General features: G+C 68.0%; 16 protein-coding genes. 5 read left to right on the forward strand and 11 right to left on the reverse strand.

Going from position 1 to position 18,707, the window contains the following annotated elements:
• Positions 1–105 precede the first annotated feature (105 nt).
• Entirely contained in the window at positions 106–1,800 is a 1,695-nt protein-coding gene (locus GGQ61_RS20685; RefSeq protein WP_183776961.1) for a class I adenylate-forming enzyme family protein, read from the reverse strand.
• Between the two features lie 115 nt (positions 1,801–1,915).
• On the opposite strand from GGQ61_RS20685, the gene GGQ61_RS22665 reads away from it, so the two are divergent.
• Positions 1,916–3,151, forward strand: a complete 1,236-nt coding sequence (locus GGQ61_RS22665) for an acyl-CoA dehydrogenase family protein (RefSeq protein ID WP_183776962.1) — start codon at positions 1,916–1,918, stop codon at positions 3,149–3,151.
• A gap of 121 nt (positions 3,152–3,272) precedes the next feature.
• A complete protein-coding gene (locus GGQ61_RS20695) occupies positions 3,273–3,851 on the forward strand; it encodes an NADPH-dependent FMN reductase (RefSeq protein WP_183776963.1) in 579 nt (192 codons plus the stop codon).
• Here GGQ61_RS20695 and GGQ61_RS20700 read toward each other — a convergent pair.
• The 5 genes from GGQ61_RS20700 to GGQ61_RS20720 all read right to left on the reverse strand — a co-directional run bounded on the left by GGQ61_RS20700 (position 3,848) and on the right by GGQ61_RS20720 (position 11,911).
• Entirely contained in the window at positions 3,848–4,795 is a 948-nt protein-coding gene (locus tag GGQ61_RS20700) for a DUF5996 family protein (RefSeq protein WP_183776964.1), read from the reverse strand. The two genes, GGQ61_RS20695 and GGQ61_RS20700, sit on opposite strands and share 4 nt — an antisense overlap.
• Positions 4,796–4,806: 11 nt before the next feature.
• Positions 4,807–6,597 (reverse strand): M3 family oligoendopeptidase, encoded by a 1,791-nt coding sequence (locus GGQ61_RS20705; RefSeq protein ID WP_183776965.1) that lies wholly within the window; start codon positions 6,595–6,597, stop codon positions 4,807–4,809.
• Positions 6,598–6,660: 63 nt separating this feature from the next.
• Positions 6,661–8,814, reverse strand: coding sequence for a PQQ-dependent dehydrogenase, methanol/ethanol family (locus GGQ61_RS20710; RefSeq protein ID WP_183776966.1), 2,154 nt, complete (start codon positions 8,812–8,814; stop codon positions 6,661–6,663).
• Between the two features lie 79 nt (positions 8,815–8,893).
• Entirely contained in the window at positions 8,894–9,538 is a 645-nt protein-coding gene (locus tag GGQ61_RS20715) for a hypothetical protein (protein ID WP_183776967.1), read from the reverse strand.
• Between the two features lie 165 nt (positions 9,539–9,703).
• A complete protein-coding gene (locus GGQ61_RS20720) occupies positions 9,704–11,911 on the reverse strand; it encodes a tetratricopeptide repeat protein (protein ID WP_183776968.1) in 2,208 nt (735 codons plus the stop codon).
• 240 nt (positions 11,912–12,151) lie between these two features.
• Here GGQ61_RS20720 and GGQ61_RS20725 point away from each other — a divergent pair, with 240 nt between their 5' ends.
• Positions 12,152–13,645, forward strand: coding sequence for a sigma-54-dependent transcriptional regulator (locus GGQ61_RS20725; RefSeq protein ID WP_183776969.1), 1,494 nt, complete (start codon positions 12,152–12,154; stop codon positions 13,643–13,645).
• A 102-nt stretch (positions 13,646–13,747) separates the two neighbouring features.
• Here GGQ61_RS20725 and GGQ61_RS20730 read toward each other — a convergent pair whose 3' ends face one another.
• Both GGQ61_RS20730 and gapR read right to left on the reverse strand, forming a co-directional pair.
• On the reverse strand, positions 13,748–14,050 hold the full coding sequence (locus GGQ61_RS20730) for a hypothetical protein (protein WP_183776970.1): 303 nt from the start codon (positions 14,048–14,050) through the stop codon (positions 13,748–13,750).
• Complete coding sequence (gene gapR / locus GGQ61_RS20735; protein WP_183776971.1) at positions 14,047–14,313, reverse strand: nucleoid-associated protein GapR; 267 nt, start codon at positions 14,311–14,313, stop codon at positions 14,047–14,049. Before gapR ends, GGQ61_RS20730 begins: the two co-directional genes overlap by 4 nt.
• A 133-nt stretch (positions 14,314–14,446) precedes the next feature.
• Between gapR and folE the strand changes: the two genes are divergently transcribed.
• The gene (gene folE / locus GGQ61_RS20740) at positions 14,447–15,031 is read left to right on the forward strand and encodes a GTP cyclohydrolase I FolE (RefSeq protein WP_183776972.1); all 585 of its coding nucleotides are present in this window, start codon (positions 14,447–14,449) and stop codon (positions 15,029–15,031) included.
• Between the two features lie 42 nt (positions 15,032–15,073).
• On the opposite strand, the gene GGQ61_RS20745 is transcribed toward folE, so the two are convergent.
• Both GGQ61_RS20745 and ykgO read right to left on the reverse strand, forming a co-directional pair.
• Complete coding sequence (locus tag GGQ61_RS20745; protein ID WP_183776973.1) at positions 15,074–15,679, reverse strand: HAD family hydrolase; 606 nt, start codon at positions 15,677–15,679, stop codon at positions 15,074–15,076.
• Positions 15,680–15,689: 10 nt separating this feature from the next.
• Positions 15,690–15,815: a type B 50S ribosomal protein L36 gene (ykgO, locus tag GGQ61_RS20750; RefSeq protein ID WP_056023006.1), complete on the reverse strand. Its 126-nt coding sequence runs from the start codon at positions 15,813–15,815 to the stop codon at positions 15,690–15,692.
• A 166-nt stretch (positions 15,816–15,981) separates the two neighbouring features.
• Here ykgO and GGQ61_RS20755 point away from each other — a divergent pair, with 166 nt between their 5' ends.
• The gene (locus GGQ61_RS20755; protein ID WP_183776974.1) at positions 15,982–17,265 is read left to right on the forward strand and encodes a lytic murein transglycosylase; all 1,284 of its coding nucleotides are present in this window, start codon (positions 15,982–15,984) and stop codon (positions 17,263–17,265) included.
• Between the two features lie 10 nt (positions 17,266–17,275).
• On the opposite strand, the gene GGQ61_RS20760 is transcribed toward GGQ61_RS20755, so the two are convergent.
• Positions 17,276–18,601: an MFS transporter gene (locus GGQ61_RS20760; RefSeq protein ID WP_183776975.1), complete on the reverse strand. Its 1,326-nt coding sequence runs from the start codon at positions 18,599–18,601 to the stop codon at positions 17,276–17,278.
• Between the last annotated feature and the right edge of the window lie 106 nt (positions 18,602–18,707).

Raw genomic sequence — 18,707 nt, forward strand, 5'->3', positions numbered from 1 at the left:
CTCGCGAGGGCGGCGCCCCTCCGCCTCGCCTACGGCGATCCACCTCCCCCATGAGGGGAGGATCTATTTCTACTGCCCGCGCCCGCGATCGGCCTGGATGAAGTTCTAGAGCGCCTTTTCGGGGTTCAGCGTCTCGCGCAACTGGCGCTTCAGGAACTTGCCGCTCGCGTTGCGCGGCAGCGGGTCGTTCATGAACCACAGGTAGCGGGGCACCTTGTGCTTGGCCATCAGGCCGGAAAGGTGCTCGCGCAGCTCCTCGGGCGAGACGTCCGCGCCGGGGCGCAACAGCACCGCGGCGCCGACCTCCTCGCCCAGCCGTTCGTCCGGCACGCCGAAGACGGTGACCTCGGCCACCGCCGGATGGCGGAAGATCCCGGCCTCGACCTCGGCGCAATAGACGTTCTCGCCGCCACGCAGGACCATGTCCTTCTTGCGGTCGACGATGTAGATGAAGCCATCCTCGTCGATCCGCGCCACGTCGCCGGTGTGCAGCCAGCCGTTGGTGATCGACTCCGCCGTGGCCTCGGGGCGATTGATATAGCCCTTGATCACCGGCGCGCCCTTGACCCAGAGCTCGCCGACCTGGCCCGGGGGAACCGTATTGCCGTCATCGTCGACGCACTTGGCCTCGAAGGCCGGCATGGCCGGCCCGCAGCTGTCGGGCTTGTCGACAAAGAAGTCGGCTGAAACCGCCGTGATGATCCCGCAGGTCTCGGTCATGCCATAGCCGGTGTTCGGCCGCGCGGTCTTCACCGCCCCATCGATCTTGGCCACCAGGTCCGGCGGCAACTGCGCGCCGCCGCCGCCGAGCGTCAGCAGGCTGGAGGTGTCGGTGGTCTCGAAGTCGGGATGGTTGATCACCTCGCGCGCCATGGTCGGCACGCCGCTCATGGCGGTAATCTTCTCCTTGGCGATCAGGCGCAGCGCCTCGCCCGCGTCCCAGCGATACATCAGCACCAGCTTGCCGCCGGCGGCCGTGACGGCGTAGGCGCCGCAGTTGTTGGCGGTGACGTGGAACAACGGCGTGGTGATCAGCGCCGCCGGGATCGGCGCGTCCTCCGGGTTCGGCGTCACGCCCGTCGCCTTGGCGACGGCCAGCGCCTGGACCTGGCCGGAGAAGCCAATGTTCATCAGGTTGGCGATACAGCCGCGATGCGTAAGTTGCGCGCCCTTCGGGAAGCCCGTGGTGCCCGAGGTGTAGAAGATGCAGGCGTCGGCGTCCGGATCGACACTGACCTGCGGCATCTCCCCGCCGCCGGCGATCACGTCGGCATAGGGGATGACCCCGCCCGTCGCCGGCGTGCGCACCGCCACCAGCTTTATCCCCTCCGCCATCGCCGGGCGTTCCTGGATGCGGGCCAGTCGCTCGGCGTCGGCGAACACCACCTTGGGCGCGGAGTCCTTGAGCGCGTATTCCAGTTCGTCGGTGACCCACCAGGCGTTGACGCCCACGGCGGCCACGCCGACCGACAGGCAAGCCCAGTAGACCAGCATCCATTCGGGATAGTTGCGCATGGCGATCGCCACGCGGTCGCCGGGCTGGACGCCCTGCGCGAACAGCCACGCGGCGATGGCGTTCACCTGAGCGTGGGCCTGGGCGTAGGTCAAGCGGTCGTCTTCGTAGACGAGGTAGTCGCGGTCGCCGTAGGCGGCGGTCGAGAGCCATAGTTCGCGCACCGATGGCGGCGCGTTCTTGTACATGCGGATCATGTTCCCGCGCACCGGGATCTCGGTGACCTCGAACGGGGCGCCGGGCGCCGTCAGTTCCGACCAGGCCTGCTTCAGCTCTCGATAGTGCATGGACTCCCCAATTGTTTGATCACCGGCCGCGTCGAGGCGGACAGCGGGACTTGCCTTACGACACGACAAGCGCCGACGCTGCGGAACGCAAGGACAAAACAGGGAGATAGGCGCCGTGGCGATTGATTTCGAGATTCCGGAAGACGCGAAGGCCGTCCGCGCGCGGGTGCGCGATTGGGTGGAGACGGAGTGCATCCCCGCCGAGGCGCGGCTGAAGGACAAGGAGTCGTTCAAGACCGTCCTGGCCGAGCTGCGGACCAAGGCCCGCGCCCAGGGCCTGTGGCTGCCCTTCATCCCTAAGGAGTACGGCGGCATGGGCCTCGGCCCGCTGGCCAACGCCCTGGTGCAAATGGAACTGGGCCGCAGCCACCTCGGCGCGCTGTCGATGAACAGCCAGGGCCCCGACGACGCCACCATGCTGACCCTGCTGGCGCACGGCACCGAGCACCAGAAGGAGAAGTTCCTCAAGCCCCTGCTGAACGGCGACAAGCGCGTCTGCTATTCGATGACCGAGAAGGCCTCGGGCGCTGACGCCACTGGCATGCGCACCACCGCGGTCAAGGACGGCAACGAGAACTACGTGCTCAACGGCGAGAAGTGGTTCTCGTCGGCCGCCAGCGCCGCCGACCTGGCCGTGGTCATGGCCCGCACCGACCCGGACGCGCCGCGCCACCAGCAGTTCTCGACGTTCATCGTCGAGCTGCCGAACCCGGGCTATGTCATCAAGCGCGACATCAAGACCATGGCCGTCGAGGGCCCGCTGTCGCACATCATGGGCGGCGGCCACTCCGAGATCGAGATCAAGGATCTGGTGGTTCCCGCCGAGAATCTGCTCGGCGGCGAGGGCCAGGGCTTCAACATGGGCCAGCATCGGCTGGCCTACGGCCGTCTGCGGCACGGCATGCACAACGTCGCCATGGCCCAGCGTGCGCTGGATATGGCCACCGCCCATGTGACCCAGCGCTCGACCTTCGGCAAGCCGCTGGCTGAGCGCCAGGCCGTCCAGTTCATGCTCGCCGAGTGCGCCAGCGAGCTCTACATGGCCCGCCTGATGCTGCTGCACATCGCCTACAAGGCCGAGCGCGGCATGGACCTGCGGCAGGAGAATTCCATCGCCAAGGTCTTCCTCGCCCACATGGTGCACAAGGTGGTCGACACCGCAATCCAGCTGCACGGGGCGCTCGGCTACAGCCAGGATACGCCGCTGGCCAGCTGGTACACCCACATCCGCTCCCAGCGCCTGGTGGACGGGCCGGACGAGGTGCACCGCTGGACCGTCGGCCGCAACGTGATCAAGGCCTACCAGCAGTTCGGCACCACCGCCTCGGCGGCCGGCGGCGACCTGCTCTAAGTCCCGGATCGTCCCGTCAGATGCGGCCGATCAATCGGGCCGCATCTGGCGGCGGTCGGTTGGTCGGCCCCGGTAAATCGGCGATAAGCGAACGGCTCACGCACTCCTTGCAAGGAAGCCTATGACCCAGCCGATACGCATCGTCGGACTGTCCGGAAGTCTTCGTTCCGGCTCGTTCAACGCCCACCTGCTGCGCGCGGCCGCGCGGGTCGCCCCGGCCGGCATGGAGATAGAGGTCGAGACCATCCGCGGCGTGCCGCTCTACGACGGCGACGTCGAAGCGGCCGAGGGCCTGCCCGCGCGGGTCACAGAGCTCAAGGACAAGATCGCCGCGGCCGACGCCCTTTTCCTGGTCACGCCCGAGTACAACAACTCGATCCCCGGCGTGTTCAAGAACGCCATCGATTGGCTGACGCGGCCCGCCAGCGACATTCCCAAGGTGTTCGGCGGCAAGCCGGTCGCCTTCATCGGCGCCTCGCCCGGCGGGTTCGGCACGATCCTCAGCCAGGAAGCGTGGCTGCCGGTGCTGCGTACGCTCGGAACCCAGCCCTGGTTTGGCGGCCGGCTGATGGTCTCGCGCGCCCATAAGGTCTTCGACGAATCCGGCGCGATCCTCGACCCGGCCATCGAAGAAGCTTTGAAGGCCTATGTCGCCGGCTTTGGCGGCTTCGTTCGCGAGGTTAAGGCCGGCCGCAGCTAGCAGAGACGCGGCACGCCCGGCGCGCCGAACGCGCATTCCAACTCGGCTCGCGGCCAGCCGCCGGCGTGCGCCGCCGCCTCGTAGGTCGAGACCAGGAATTCGCCCAAAACTGCGTCGGGATCGGGGGCCGAACGCACTGCATCGTAGGGCAGGACGAACTCGCCCAGGCCTTCGTAGAACGCGGCCTGGGCCGGCCGCACCTTGGCCTGCCGGAACTCCTTCGGTTCCGGATAGACGTAGGCGTAGAAGGCCGGAAACTCGACCAGCCCTCCGCCCGGCCAGAAGCCGGCGCTGGAGACCTCGTGCGAATAGGCCTCGCGCGTGACGACGTCAGGCAGGTGCGGGATCCCGCCCGGATGCGGCGGAGCCGTGCGCCCCGAGAACCGTGTCACGGCCAAGTCGAACGAACCCCAGAACAGGTGCACTGGACTGACCTTGCCGAGGTATCCGGTGCGGAACCTCTGGAACACCCGTTCGATCTGGATCAGCGCCTGCCAGAGCCGCCAGGCTGCATCGGGGTCGTAGACCCGGATCGCCGCGTCCTGAAGGAACGGCACCGGGTCGGGAATTTCGTTGGGGACGCCATTGATGCGCACCGGCGCCCCGGTGCGCGAAAGCATCTCCTCCACCGCCCGATAGACGTGGGCGACGCTCTGGCCGGCCAGCGGGATCTCGCCGAGGAAGCCGTTGCTGGCCCGGCAGCGCAGCAAGTGCTCGACGAAATCGAACTCCAGGTCGAACAACCCGCCGCCATTCGGAACCGGCGAGGTGGTGAGCCCGCGCGGCGAGACATAGAGCGCCACCTGCCAGCCGTGATTGACCCAAGGCGCACAGGCGGTGCGCGCCTTGCCGACGATCTGGCTCATCAGGTGCAGGGTCTCGAAGGTCGCGCGGTCCTTCGTATAGTCGAGGGCAGGCCAAGGGTTCGACGTCGCCTCGGCCATGGCCCGCTCCCTCACACCAGGTCGTCGAACTCGTCGACGAGCCGTTCCAGCTGGCTCATGCCCGCGGCCCAGAAGGCCTTCTCGCGCGGGTTCAGCCCGAACGGCTTTAGCGCCTCGACATAGGTCCGGGTTCCACCCGCCGCGAGCAGGTCCTCATAGAGGGGCGCGAAGGCCTTCGGATCCTCACGGCGCTTCTCCATCAGCCCGCGCACCAGCAGGTCGCCGAACGCGTAGGCATAGACGTAGAACGGCGCGTGCACGAAGTGGCTGACATAGGCCCAGTAGTGCTCGTAGCCCGGGTTCAGCTTCACCGCCGGACCGAGGCTCTCGGCCATGACGTCCAGCCACAGCGCGCTGATATCCTCCGGCGCCAGTTCGCCGTCCTGGCGCATGGCGTGGAAACCGGTCTCGAAGCGGTGGAAGGCGATCTGGCGCACCACCGTGTTGAGGCCGTCCTCGATCTTGCCCGCCAGAAGGCCCAGGCGCTCCTGCTTGGAGGCGCCGGCCAGCAGCCGTTCGAACACGAGCCCCTCGCCGAAGATCGAAGCGGTCTCCGCCAGGGTGAGCGGCGTATCGGCAAGCAGGGTGCCTAGCGGCGCGCAAAGGGTCTGGTGCACCGCGTGGCCCAGCTCGTGCGCCAGGGTCAGCACGTCGCGCCGCTCGCCCATGTAGTTCATGAACACGTAGGGGTGCCGGTTGGCGGTGACCGGGTGCGAATAGGCGCCAGACTGCTTGCCCGGGCGCGGCCGAGCGTCGATCCAGGGGTGGGTGAAGAAGGTCTGGGCGGTGTCGGCGAACTTGGGCGCCAGGTCGGCGAAGCTTTCCAGCACCATGCCGCGGGCCTCGTCCCAGCCGTAGGTGCGCGGCGCGGCGGTATCGAGCGGAGCGTTGCGGTCCCAGTAGTCGAGGGTCTTGCGGCCCATGACCTTGGCCTTCAGCGCGTAGTAGCGGTGGCTGACCGAGGGATAGGCCTCGACCACCGCGTCCTCCAGCGCCTTGACGGCGTCGGCGTCGACCTCGTTGGCCAGGTGCCGCGAGGCGGCCGGATCGGGGTACTTCCGCCAGCGGTCCTCGACCTGCTTTTCGAAGGCCAGGGTGTTCATCGACAGCGCCAGGATCGGCGTGCGCTCCTCCAGCGCCTTGGCGAGCCCCTGGGCGGCCTGCTTGCGACGCGCGCCGTCGGGGTCGGACAGCCGATTCAGCGCCTCGGACAGGGTCAGGTTCTCGCGTCCCACCTTGGCGGTCAGCCGGGCCAGGGTCTCGTCGAACAGACGCGTCCAATTGGCGACCGCCGGGCCGCGATCGATCAGCAGCCGCTCCAGGTCCGCCGTCAGCTCGTGCGGGCGCGACATGCGCACGCGGCGCATCCATGGACGCCAGCGGGCAGCGGGCGGATGGGCCTTGAAGGCCATCTCGATCTCGCTGTCCTCGAGCTGGTTGAGCTCCAGGGTGAAGAACAGGCTGTCGGCGGCGATCTGCGAGGATCGGGCCCGCAGGTCGGCCTCGAACTTCGCCCAGGCCGGATCGTCGCGCGCCACCGAGGCCGACAGCGCCGCATAGGCGCCGACGCCCCACAGGCCGTTGGTGGCGCTCTCGTAAAGCTGGATGCCGTGGTCGAGCACCTCGCCCAGATGCTGCGGATCGGTGCGCAGGGTGGTGAAGCGCCCCTTCAGCTTGACCAGTTCGTCATTGGCCGCCTTGGCCGCAGCAAGGTCGGCCTCGATCATTGGATCCTCGCGCCCCGAATACAGGTCGGCGAGATTCCACTCGGGCAGTGTGTCCAGTTTCACGGGAGCGTTCATGCGCCCAGAGATAGCCCCTTGGCGGCGCAGTCGCTAGCGGGGGACGCGCCCCCGGCGGCGAACCTAGCTTTTCGGCGGAGGCCCGCCCTTGGCTGGAGCGGCGGCGGGCGGAGCCGCGGCCGCCCCCTGCACGGCGCGGGCTTCGGTGAGCACGTAGGCGCGCAGATCCTCGGCGCCCTTGGCGTCGATGAAGCGGCTGAAGCTGGCCATGCCGCGTTCGGCCAGCGCGCCGTCGATCAGCACCGACTTCCAGCTATCGGACGACAGCAGCATCTGCGAACGGCGCAGGTCCGGCAGGTAGGTCCCGGTGGCGTTGGGGCCGTGGCAGACTTGGCAGTTCTGGTGGAACAGGGCGAAGCCGCGCTTGGCGTCGCCGGTCGAGGTCACGCCGGTCAGGTCGATCTCGAACTTCTCGGGACGGACGTAGGCCGGAGCCGTCGCCTTGCCGCCCAGTTTGAAGACCAGCAGCCGGCCCGGCAGGCGCGGACGGTCGGGCAGCACGAACGGCGCGGACAGCGCGCCGGCTCCGCCGTAACCGACCATCTGGGCGACGTACTGCTCGCCGTCGATCTCATAGGTCATCGGCGCGGCGATGACGCCGTTGTCGGTCTGGTAGGACCAGAGCTTCTTGCCATCGCTGGCGCTATAGGCCGCGAACTCGCCCTGGGCCGCGCCCTGGAAGATCAGACCGCCGCCGGTCGACAGCACGCCGGCGTTCCAGAAATACGGGTGCTGGATCGTGAAGCGGGCCTTTTGGGCCACGGGATCCCAGGCGATCAGCTCGCCCTTCACCATCGCCTTGAGGGCGGCGATCTGAGCCTTGTCCGTGGGGAGGGCGTTGGCGAGGAAGTCGGTGCCGACGTTCCAGCCGCCAGCTCGGTAGGTGTAGCCCTTGTCGGGCGTGTAGGCGAAAGGGATCACCTGGGCGGGGATGTAGACCAGGTTTTCCTTGGGGTTGAAGGCCATCGGGTGCCAGTTGTGGGCGCCGAACGGCGCCGGCGCCTGCAGCGAGGGCGCGTTTTCATAGCGCACGCCGGGGTTCTCGATCGGGCGGCCGGTGGCGGGATCCACGCCCTTGGCCCAGGTGATCGGCACGTAGGGCTTGGCTGAGATCAGCTGGCCGTTGGTGCGGTCAAGGACGTAGAAGAAGCCGTTCTTCGGCGCCTGCATCAGCACCTTTCGGGCGGCGCCTCCCACATTCATGTCAGCCAGGATGATGTGCTGGGTGGCGGTGTAGTCCCAGCTCTCCCCAGGCGTGGTCTGATAGTGCCAGACGTACTCGCCGGTGTCGGGCTTCAGCGCCAGGATCGAGGACAGGAAGAGGTTGTCGCCCTTTCCGTCCGAGCGCTTCACATGGTTCCAGGGCGTGCCGTTGCCGACCCCTGCATAGAGGATGTCGAGCTTCGGATCGTAGGCCATGGCGTCCCAGACCGTGCCGCCGCCGCCGGTCTCCTTCCAGCCCTCGCCGAACCAGGTCGCCGCGCCCTTTTCCTTCATGACCTTGTCGGAGGCGGCGTTGTCTGGCTGACCGTTGGGATTGGGCGTCGTGTAGAAGCGCCAGACGAGCTTGCCGTCGTTGGCGTTGTAAGCCGACAGGTAGCCGCGCACGCCATATTCGCCGCCGCCGTTGCCAATCAGCACCTTGTCCTTGATGACCCGCGGCGCGCCGGTGATCGTGTAGGGGCGGCTGGTGTCCGTGGTCTGCACCGACCACAGCTCCTTGCCGGTGGCCGCATCGAGGGCGATCAGCCGGCCGTCGAGCGCCCCGACATAGACCTTGCCCTTCCAGACCGCGACGCCGCGGTTGACCACGTCGCAGCAGGCGTCGAAGCCCTTTTTGCCGTCGACCTTGGGATCGAACGACCACATGAGCGCGCCGGTCTTGGCGTCGAAGGCGAAGACCTTGGACCACGAGGTCGTCGTGTACAGCGTGCCGTCGACCATGATCGGCGTGGCTTCCTGGCCGCGATCGGTGTCGAACTCGTACATCCAGGCCAGGCCGAGCTGGCCGACGTTGCTGGCGTTGATCTTGTCGAGGGGACTATGGCGCTGCTCGTCATAGGTCCGGCCGTAGGACAGCCACTCGCCGTTGCCGGCCGCCGCGGCGATCCGCTCGCCGTCCACATTGCCGGCCTTGGCCGTCGTCTCGGCCTTCTGGCTGCATGCGGCCAGGACCGCCGCTACGGCGAGAACCGCCGCCAGCTTCAAGCTCTTCATAGGTCGCCTCCCATCAGCCGTCATCACGCGGCCGTTAGGCGGGACTATGCGCCGATGAATTCGGGTATCAAGGGCGCCGCTAGGTCAGCTTGCGCGGGCGATCCAGCACGAAGGCGATGAGCCCGACGACCAGGTAGACGGCCAGCGCCGTGGCGCCCAATCCGGCGGCGTCGCCATCGCCCGGCATGACCATGGCGATGATCTGTACGGCCACCAGAATCGTCGTGAAAACCAGCACCGGCCAGAGCGTACGGCCATGGCGCCCGCGCACGAAGGCCCAGGCCGCCGCGCCCAGGCCCAGCAGGCCTATCTCCACCGCCTGTTCGGGCACCGGGTAGTTCCAAAGGCCGAACCCGACCTTGGTCCCGCCGAACCATAGTTCGAGGTCCGGCCTGTGCACCAGCAGGTCGGCGAGCCAGTGGGAGAACACCACCGCCGCGATGGCGATCGCCGCGCCCCACGGCAGCCGCGCGGCCCGCGCCAGCAGCAGGCCCGCCAGCGACCACAGCACCACCGCTGGCAGGCTGTGGGTGAAGGGCATGTGGTAGAGGTCAAGCGCGCTGCCCGGCAGGCTGGGATCGATGCGCACCTTTTCCACGCCGGACATGACCAGCGCGCCCCAACCGATGTCGATGGCCTGGGCGGCGATCACATAGGTCCAGAGCGGAGCACGCGGCTTGATGGCCTTGGCGGCGAGGGAAGCAGCGTAGTGACCGACAAACATGGCGCGTGGCTCCGGTGGACCAGACCGCCAAGGTCCAGCTTGGCGGCCTTCCGCGCAACGCGCAAATCCGCACCTCAGCCATTCGAAAACGGCTAGGCGAGAAGCGCCCCAATGGGGCGTCGAGCTGCGGGGCGGCGACCAGGCCGCCACCGCGAATTGACTGACCTAGGAGCGGCGCGGCGGCGGGCTGACGGGCGGGGCGCTGGACTGCAGGGCCTCGCGCATCTGGCGATTGTCCGCCTCGACCTCGCGGATCATCGCCCGGAATCGCGGGTCGGAGCGGATCGGCGCCATCATCGGATAGGCGTCGAGCCGGGTGAACAGATCTAGGTCGTAGAGGGAGCGATAGCCGCTGTCGATCGCCGCGCGCAGTTCGGCCAAGGCGCGGTCCCGGTCCTCCAGCATCACATAAGCCTTCACCCGCGCGATCCGCCGCCGGTTGGGCTGGCGCAGGCCGGGCTTCGGCTCGGTGGCCGCCAGCACGGCCAGCAGGATGCGCCGCGCCTGGCCCTTGTCGCCGGTGCGGTCGATCACATAGGCCGCATCGACTGCCTCGTTGGCGAGGCGCGTGGAGACCTTGGGTGACGGCGCGAACAGCTCCGGCGACATCACCAGCCACTCGGCCCGCGCCTGGTCGTATTGCCCCAGTTGCGATGACGCGAGCGCCAGTCCGCTGCGCCAGAGCGGATCGGCCTCCGCTTCTGCCAGCTTGCCCCGGGACAGGGTCGCCAGGCCGTTGAAGTCGCCGGCGATGATCAGCCGCACGGCCTGGGCCACAGGACCGACCACCGGGTGATCGGCCCAAGGGGTCAGGGCGCGGTCCGCCTCCGTCGGCAGGCCGAGATTGTAATAGAGGTTGGCGAGTTGGATCGACGAGGCCGGATCGGTCAGCGGCTCGGCCGCCATGCGATACCACACCACCGCCTGGTCCAGGCGACCCTGCTCGATCAGCACGTCGCCGAGCTGTTCCTTTGCGTCGATGAACTCGGGAAACAGCTCGATATTGGAGCGCAGCCGCTGCTCGGCTTCGTCCAGACGGCCCGTGGCCGCCAGCGATCCGGCCAGGGCGTTATTGGCGATGCGGTCGAGGGGATCGACGTCCAGAGCCCGGCGCAGATATGTCACCGCCTCCTGCGGCCGCCGGGGGGCGAGGAAGTCGCCATAGAGGCTGAGCACCTCCGGATCGCGCGGGGCCAGATCGACGGCGCGCTTGTAGGCCGCCTCAGCGTCGGCCTCGGCCTGGGCCGAGCCTTCGCGGATGAACCGGACCGCCGCGACCATGCCTTTGGCGAGGTAGGCGGACGAGGATTGCGGGTCGAGCTTGAGCGCCTGGGCGATCTGCTCCTCAGCGCTGCGCACGGCCGGCATGAAGTCGCCTTCCAGGTGGTTCTGGGCGAGGTAAGCGGTGGTGTAGGCGTAGGCCGCCCGGACGTCGGCGTTGTTCGGTTCCATGTCGATCAGGCGGCGATAGATCGCTTGAGCCGCCATGACGTGGTCCTTGCCGCGTCGACGCAGTTGCCCCTTGGCGACGACCTCCAGGCGGTAGGCCTCCGGGTCGCGCTGCGCCTGGCGCGCGACCGCCGCGTCGCCGCCGGCGCGCAACTCGACCTTGAGCGCGGCGGCCACGCCGTCGGCGATCTCGGTCTGGATCGCGAAGGCGTCGTTCATCGGCCTGTCGTAGGTCTCCGACCACAGGTGGAAGCCGTTCTTGACGCTGACCAGCTGGCAGGTGACCCGTAGCCGGTCGCCCGAGCGCCGCACGCTGCCTTCGACCACGTGGGCGACGTTCAGCTTCTTGCCGATCTCGCGGATGTCCTCGTTCTTGCCCTTGAAATAGAAGGCCGAGGTGCGGCCGGCGACCTTGAGGTCCGGCACCTGGGCCAGGCTGTTGGTGACCTCCTCGGTCAGGCCGTCGGCGAAATACTCGGAATCCTTGGCGGCGCTGAAATTGGCGAACGGCAGCACGGCCACCGACTTGCTGGGGGCGGCCGCCAGGCTCGGCCCCTCGCCGCCGCGCAGCGAGCCGGCCAGGCCGACCGTGCTGGCGATGAAAATCACCACCCCGGCGCCGATCGCGGCCAGCGCGGTCCAGTCCATCCAGTTCATGCGCTTGGGCGCATCGTCGCCCGTGGCCCGCGTCCGGCGGATGGTTCCATCCGGCCCCAGCTCGAACGCCCAGGTGAGCAGCAAGGTCAGCGGCAAGCCCACGGCGAACAGCATGAGGGTGGCGACCGACAGCCACTTGGGCAGCTCGAAGGTTTCGAACACCGTCCTGGCGACCTGGAATATGCCCCACGCGGTGACCGTGTAGACCCCGGCCACGCGTACGACGTTGCGCGTCTTCAGTTCGTTCAGGAAGGTGCGAAGGTTCAACTCAGCCCACTCCTACCCACTCGCGAGTACGCGTCAGACGAGTCCCAGAAGAAGCTGAACACAGAACCGGGTTATCCGGAAGTCGGGAGCTGGAACCTCGCCATCGGGCCGTTAACCCCCGACTCAGGACTCCGAAACCCGGCCTTTACCCCGCCCATGTATCAATCCGGGCCAACAAGAGCCTCGTTCGACCAAGCCATCGGCGAAACGAGCGTCCGATTCCAGGTGTGGGTGTTTCAAATGACCAAGACGGTCCTTGTCGTCGATGACGACCCGACGCAGCGCCGGCTGATCCAAGCCGTGCTGGAACGCGAAGGCTTCGCCGTGGCCCATGCCGAGAACGGCGACGCGGCGATCGCGCGCCTGCAGACGGGCGCCTCGACGGACATCGTTCTGCTCGACCTCGTCATGCCCGGCATGAGCGGCCAGGACACCCTGAAGGAGATGCGTGCGCGCAACTTCTCTCAGCCGGTGATCGTGCTGACCGCCACCGGCGGCATCGACACCGTGGTCCAGGCCATGCAGGCCGGGGCCAGCGACTTCTTCATCAAGCCGGCCAGCCCTGAACGGATCATCGTCTCGATCCGCAATGCGTTGTCGATGGGCGCCCTGAAGGGCGAGGTCGACCGGCTGAAGAAACACGCCACCGGCCGCACCAGCTTCGCCGACATGGTCGGCAACTCGCCGGCCATGACCATGGTCAAGCGTATGGGCGAGCGCGCGGCCAAGTCGTCCATCCCGATCCTGATCACCGGCGAGAGCGGGGTCGGCAAGGAAGTGATCGCGCGCGCGGTGCACGGCTCCTCCGACCGCGCCGGCAAGCCGTTCGTCGCCGTCAACTGCGGCGCCCTGCCCGAGAACCTGGTCGAGAGCATCCTGTTCGGCCACGAGAAGGGCAGCTTCACCGGCGCGACCGACAAGCACCTGGGCAAGTTCCAGGAGGCCAACGGCGGGACCCTGTTCCTCGACGAGGTCGGCGAACTGCCGCTCGACATGCAGGTCAAGTTGCTGCGCGCTCTGCAGGAAAGCGAGATCGACCCGGTCGGCTCCAAGCGCTCGGTGAAGGTCGACGTGCGGATCGTCTCGGCGACCAACCGCGACCCGGCGCAAGCGGTGAAGGAAGGCCTGTTCCGCGAGGACCTCTTCTATCGCCTGAACGTCTTCCCGATCGAGGCCCCGCCCCTGCGCGAGCGGCGCGAAGACATCCCGGCCCTGGTCGACCACTTCATCCGCCGCTTCAACGTCGAAGAGGGCAAGAGCGTCGTCGGCGCCTCGGCCGAGACCCTGGCGTTCCTCACCAGCTATGACTGGCCCGGCAACGTGCGCCAGCTGGAGAACGCAGTTTATCGCGCCATCGTACTAGCCGACGCGCCCTATCTGCAGCCGTTCGACTTCCCGGCCATCTCGGGCGTCGCCGCCCCGCCGCCGGAGGCGGTCGAAGCGGTCGCCAGCCAGCGGCCGGTCAGCCTGCCCACCGCCGAGCAGCTGGTCGCCGAAATGCCGGCAGACGCGCCGGTGCGCATCCTCGACCACCGCGGACATCTGCGGACGCTGGAGGAGATCGAGCGCGACCTGATCGCGCTGGCCATCGAGATCTATGCCGGCCACATGAGCGAGGTGGCCCGCCGCCTCGGCATCGGCCGCTCGACCCTTTATCGCAAGGTTCGCGAACAGGGCCTGGAAGACGCGGTCAAGGGCGCCGGCGGTGAGGACGACGCCAGCGCGGTGGCCTAGAGTACGCCGCTCGTCCCCGCGAAGGCGGGGACCCAAGGCGCCTCGGCCCCGGACACTCCGTATGGATCCCCGCCTTCACGGGGATGAGCGGATTTTGGCTGCTCAGTCTTCCGAATACGGTTTGGGTCGCCGCCGGAAGGGCTTCTTCTCGCCCTTCGCCTTGGCGGCGATCTCCTTCAGCTTCACGGTCTGCATGACCGAGAGCGCCTCGCCCGCGCCGCCCTTTTCAGGGTCGCCGAAGGCGCGGCCGTAGGTCTTCACGCGGTCCTCGACCGAGCCGAGGAACTCCCCCTCCCAGTCGGAGAGCTTCACTTCGGCGCGGTCCGCCTGGCGGCGGACGCGCTTCAGTGCATTCAGCGCGGCCCGCTTGGCCTGCGCCTTCCGGTCTGGCGGAGACCGCTTCAAATCTCTCCGATGGCCGAGAGATAGAGGTCGAGGATCGCCTCTTCCTCCAGCCGCTTGGCGCGGTCCTGCTTGCGGATGCGGACCACCTTGCGCAGCACCTTGACGTCGAAGCCGTTGCCCTTGGCCTCGGCGAAGACCTCTTTGATCTGCTCGGCGATCTCGGTCTTCTCCTGCTCGAGGCGCTCGATGCGCTCGATGATGCTCTTGAGCTGGCCCTGGGCGGCCTGGTTCAGGATGTCGCCGTGGGAATTGTCGTCGGACATAGGCTTAAGCGTCTCACAGCTCGAGGTTTGCGGAAAGGCGGCGGAAACTAGCGGGGCGGCCGGCCCCTGTCATCCGCCCTGCTGAACCTTCGCCTTGGCCGACCGTTGAGACGGATCGACGCGGAGTTTCGCCATGACCCCATCACGCACCCGTCCGAGCCGCAGCGAGGCCGAAGCCGCGGTCCGCACCCTGATCGAGTGGGCCGGCGACGATCCCGACCGTGAGGGCTTGCTCGAAACCCCCGGCCGCGTGGTCCGCGCCTACGAGGAGCTGTTCTCCGGCTACGAGAGCGACCCGCGCGAATATCTGGAGCGCACCTTCGAGGAGGTGGCGGGCTATGACGAGCTGGTGGTGCTGCGCGATATACGTGTGGTCAGCTTCTGCGAGCATCACATGCTGCCGTTCCTGGGCAAGGCGCACGTGGGCTACCTGCCGTCCGACCGGGTGGTCGGGATCTCCAAGCTGGCGCGGGTGGTGCACGGCTTCGCCCGGCGTCTGCAGATTCAGGAGAAGCTGACCTCCGAGATCGCCGGCGCCATCCACGACATCCTGCAGCCGCGGGGCGTCGGCGTGGTCATCGTCTCCGAGCACAGCTGCATGACGATGCGGGGGGTGAACACGCCGGGCTCACGCCTGACGACCAGCAGCCTGACCGGCGTGATCCGCGATGACCCGCGCACCCGGCAGGAATTTCTCGAGTTCGTCAGGAACGGTTGAAGCGCCGCTGGACGCGCGGCGGTGTTGCGCCCCTGAAGCGCCCTAGAGCAGGCCGCGGGCCTCGAGCGCCGGACGAACGCCCGCCGGATCAGTGAAATGATGGACGTCGAAGCCGAACTCGCGGGCGCTGGCGATGTTCGCCGCGGAGTCGTCGAAGAACAGCACGTCGGCCGGCGCCAGCCCGAACTGATCGCAGGCCCGCGCGTAGAACGCCGGATCCGGCTTCAGCAGCCCCACGTGGGCCGAGACCACATAATCGGCCAGCCGCTTGAAGGCCGGGCTCATGGCCACGGTCCCCGGAAAGGTCTCATGCGACATGTTGGTCACGCCGTACTGCGGCACTCCCGCGGCGTGCAGGGCCTCGATCGCCGCCTCGGTCTCGGGGATCGGCCCAGAGAACATGTCCCACCACCGGGTCTCCCAGGCGTGGATGGCGTCGGCGTATTGAGGAAATTGCTCGAGCAGCGGCGCGCGATTGTCTGCGAAGGTCACCCCGAGGTCGTGGGCGACATGCCATGTCATGTTGCAGACATGAGAAAGGAACCGGTCGCATTCGGCCGGTTCCTTGAAAATCTCTTGGTAAAGCGTGCGCGGATTCCAACGCACGATCACATTACCGATGTCCCAGAGGACGGCCTTGGGAGCCATCCTCCTCGCCTCAGCCTTGCTTGGCTTTGAAGCGCGGGTCGGTCTTGTTGATGACGTAGACCACGCCCTTGCGACGCACGAGCTTGCAGTCGCGGTGGCGAGTCTTGAGCGACTTAAGCGAGCTTCTGACCTTCATGGACCTATCTCAAGGCTCCGGACCGGGTCCGGCGGGTTATCTACAGAGCGGGCGCGTATACGGGCAGGGGCTCCAAGAGTCAACGCCGCAGCGGCGTCGAGATGGTCGCGTCCGCCTCGCGGCCTTGTGATTGAGGCCCGCACGGGGCACCGCTAGGCTGCTCCTTATGGACCGTCGCCTGTTTCTTGTCTTGCTCCTCGCCGGCTGCGCCGGTCCCGCCCCGCCGCCGCCGACGCACACCGCGCCGCCAGCCCAGCCTGAGGTTCCGCCCGCGACGCAGCCGATTGCGCCTGCGCCCCCGGCGACCTCGGGCGACGCGGGCTACGACGCTTGGCGCAGCGATTTCCGCGGCCGCGCCATCGCTGCGGGGCTGCCCGGCGCGCTCGTGGACCGCGAAATGGCCGGCCTGACGCCCAATCCGCGGGTGATCAGCCTGGATTCCGCCCAGCCCGAATTCTCCAAGCCGATCGGCGACTACGTGAAGGGCGTGATCAGCGCCGACCGTATCGCCCGCGGCCAGCGCTATCGCAACGACCTGCCGTTCTGGCCAGGGATCGAACAGCGCTTCGGCGTGCCGCGCGACATCCTGATCGCCGTGTGGGCCATGGAGAGCGCCTTCGGGGCCGTGCAGGGCGACTTCGACGTCGTCCGCTCGATGTCCAGCCTGGCCTATCACGGCCGCCGCCGCGGCTGGGCCGAGGGCGAACTGATCGCCACCCTGAAGATCATCCAGTCAGGCGAAGCCAGCCGCGCTCAGCTCAAGGGCTCCTGGGCCGGCGCCATGGGCCAGACCCAGTTCCTGCCCTCCAACTTCATCTCGACCGCGGTGGACGGCGACGGCGACGGCCGGCGCGACATCTGGGGCTCGCCCAACGACGCCCTGGCCTCGGCCGCGAACCTGCTGGCCAAGGGCGGCTGGGTCCGCGACCAAGCCTGGGCGCGGGAAGTCGTCCTGCCCGCCGGCTTCGACTACAGCCTCACCGAAGGCCCCAAGGAGGCTCCGGCCTACTGGGAGGCCCTGGGCGTCAAGCCGGCCGACGGAGGCCCCTGGAAAGCCGCCGAGCAGGCCCCCGCGCAGCTTGTCGCCCCGGCCGGCGCGAGCGGCCCGATCTTCCTGCTGTTCCCGAACCACTTTGCGATCCGCAAGTACAACAACTCCACGGCCTACGCCCTGGGCATCGGCCTGCTGGCCGACGCCTTCGCCGGCGGCGCGCCGCTGGTGAAGCCCTGGCCGGTCGAGACGCCGCTGGCGATCAGCGACCGCATCGGAGCCCAGACCGCCCTGGCCAAGCTCGGCTTCAATCCGGGCTCGCCGGACGGGGTGGTGGGGGTGAACACCCGTACCGCGCTGCGCGCCTGGCAGAAGTCGCGCGGCCTGATCGCCGACGGCTATCTGTCGATGGAGATGGTGCGGCGGCTGAACGTCGAGGCCGGCGCGCTGCCGAACTGAGGGCGGCGGCCTAGACCCCGCCCTCGTCGCTCTTCTCCAGGGTCGCCATGGCGGCGTCGGCGCGGGTGGCCGGCTGCGGGTGGGCGTTGCGCAGTTGCTCGTTGCGGAAGGCGTAGATCAGCATCAGCAGCATCAGGACGCCGCACAGCACGAACGGCGCCGGGGCGACCCGCTCGTAGAGCCAGACGAAGAACGGGGCGAGCACGACGTTGACCCCGTTCACGGCGGCGATGGCGCCGGCGACCCTCGCCTGCTCGTGCATGCCGACCGCGAGCGACGAGCCGGCCGTGAAGCCCGGGCGCGCCAGGCCGAACCCAAGGCTTGAAATCGCATAGCCGGCCACGACCGCGCCATAGGTCGGCTGCAGGGCGACGATGACGTTGCCGATCGCGGCCACGGCCACGCCCCAGCGCAGCAGCTGGCGGGGGGTCATCTCGAACATCCGGATGATGCCCCACTGCGCCAGCAGGCCGGCCATGGCGCCGAACATCATGGCGATGGCGATGAAGCCCTGCGCCTGGAGCGGCGACAGCTGGAGCTTGTCGATGATCAGGAAGCCCAGGGTCTGGCCCTGCGCGGTCTGGCAGACCGCGACGATGAACCCATAGATCAGGAACGGCGTGACGCGCGGATCGCGCCACATCGGCTTTTCCTTGGTCGCGTCGCCGCCGGTGGCGTCCTTGGCGATCGCGGCCTTCAACGGCGCCACCGGCATGTGCTTGCTTTCCGGCAGGAACTTCCAGACCACGAACAGCATGACGCCCGCCAGAAGGGCGAAGCCGAGCATCGGACCCGACAGCCCGACGAACGGCAGCACGAACAGCGGCGCGACGAACGGCCCGATGACGGTGCCGAGGCCGAACGCGCCGGCCAGGCTGGACATCGACTGCGTGCGCTTTTCGGGGGGCGTGTGCTCGGCCACGTAGGCCTGGGTCGCCGGGTTGGAGGCCGCGCCGAAGAGACCGAACAGCGCCCGGGCGAACAGGAAGCAGACGAAGATCACCATCGGCGCCGCCAGCTTGTGCAGCCCGGCCAGCACCACCAGGGCGCAGGCGATCATCGAGAACATGAAGCCCGAAAGCCCGATCAACATCAGCGGCTTGCGCCCGTGACGGTCGGATGCGCGCGCCCACCATGGCGACGAAAAGGCCCAGAGCAGCGCCGACAGCGAGAAGATCGCCGCCACCATCGGATCGGGGATGCCGATAGATCGTCCGATCGCCGGAAGCACCGAGATCATCCCGGTATTCCCCATGGCGGTAACCAACGACACGCCGAAGATGATGGCGAACGTCTTCTTGGGCAGGCCTTCCTGCTCTTCGGCGGACTTGGGCATGGGGGGCTGTTAAGCCGAGCCGACGGGATGCGCAAACCTCAAAGCGCACAAGGGCCGCGCACACCGGGCATTAAGCATTAACAGCCATGCTCCGCGCTGAATTCCG

Origin of the sequence: Phenylobacterium haematophilum (assembly GCF_014196295.1) — a bacterium.
In the GTDB taxonomy this organism is placed as follows: domain Bacteria; phylum Pseudomonadota; class Alphaproteobacteria; order Caulobacterales; family Caulobacteraceae; genus Phenylobacterium; species Phenylobacterium haematophilum.

Coding starts and splice junctions, on each gene's coding strand:
- GGQ61_RS20685 (WP_183776961.1), bottom strand. CDS start 1,800: ATGCACTATCGAGAGCTGAAGCAGGCCTGGTCGGAACTGACGGCGCCC.
- GGQ61_RS20695 (WP_183776963.1), top strand. CDS start 3,273: ATGACCCAGCCGATACGCATCGTCGGACTGTCCGGAAGTCTTCGTTCC.
- GGQ61_RS20700 (WP_183776964.1), bottom strand. CDS start 4,795: ATGGCCGAGGCGACGTCGAACCCTTGGCCTGCCCTCGACTATACGAAG.
- GGQ61_RS20705 (WP_183776965.1), bottom strand. CDS start 6,597: ATGAACGCTCCCGTGAAACTGGACACACTGCCCGAGTGGAATCTCGCC.
- GGQ61_RS20710 (WP_183776966.1), bottom strand. CDS start 8,814: ATGAAGAGCTTGAAGCTGGCGGCGGTTCTCGCCGTAGCGGCGGTCCTG.
- GGQ61_RS20715 (WP_183776967.1), bottom strand. CDS start 9,538: ATGTTTGTCGGTCACTACGCTGCTTCCCTCGCCGCCAAGGCCATCAAG.
- GGQ61_RS20725 (WP_183776969.1), top strand. CDS start 12,152: ATGACCAAGACGGTCCTTGTCGTCGATGACGACCCGACGCAGCGCCGG.
- gapR (WP_183776971.1), bottom strand. CDS start 14,313: ATGTCCGACGACAATTCCCACGGCGACATCCTGAACCAGGCCGCCCAG.
- folE (WP_183776972.1), top strand. CDS start 14,447: ATGACCCCATCACGCACCCGTCCGAGCCGCAGCGAGGCCGAAGCCGCG.
- GGQ61_RS20745 (WP_183776973.1), bottom strand. CDS start 15,679: ATGGCTCCCAAGGCCGTCCTCTGGGACATCGGTAATGTGATCGTGCGT.
- ykgO (WP_056023006.1), bottom strand. CDS start 15,815: ATGAAGGTCAGAAGCTCGCTTAAGTCGCTCAAGACTCGCCACCGCGAC.
- GGQ61_RS20755 (WP_183776974.1), top strand. CDS start 15,982: ATGGACCGTCGCCTGTTTCTTGTCTTGCTCCTCGCCGGCTGCGCCGGT.
- GGQ61_RS20760 (WP_183776975.1), bottom strand. CDS start 18,601: ATGCCCAAGTCCGCCGAAGAGCAGGAAGGCCTGCCCAAGAAGACGTTC.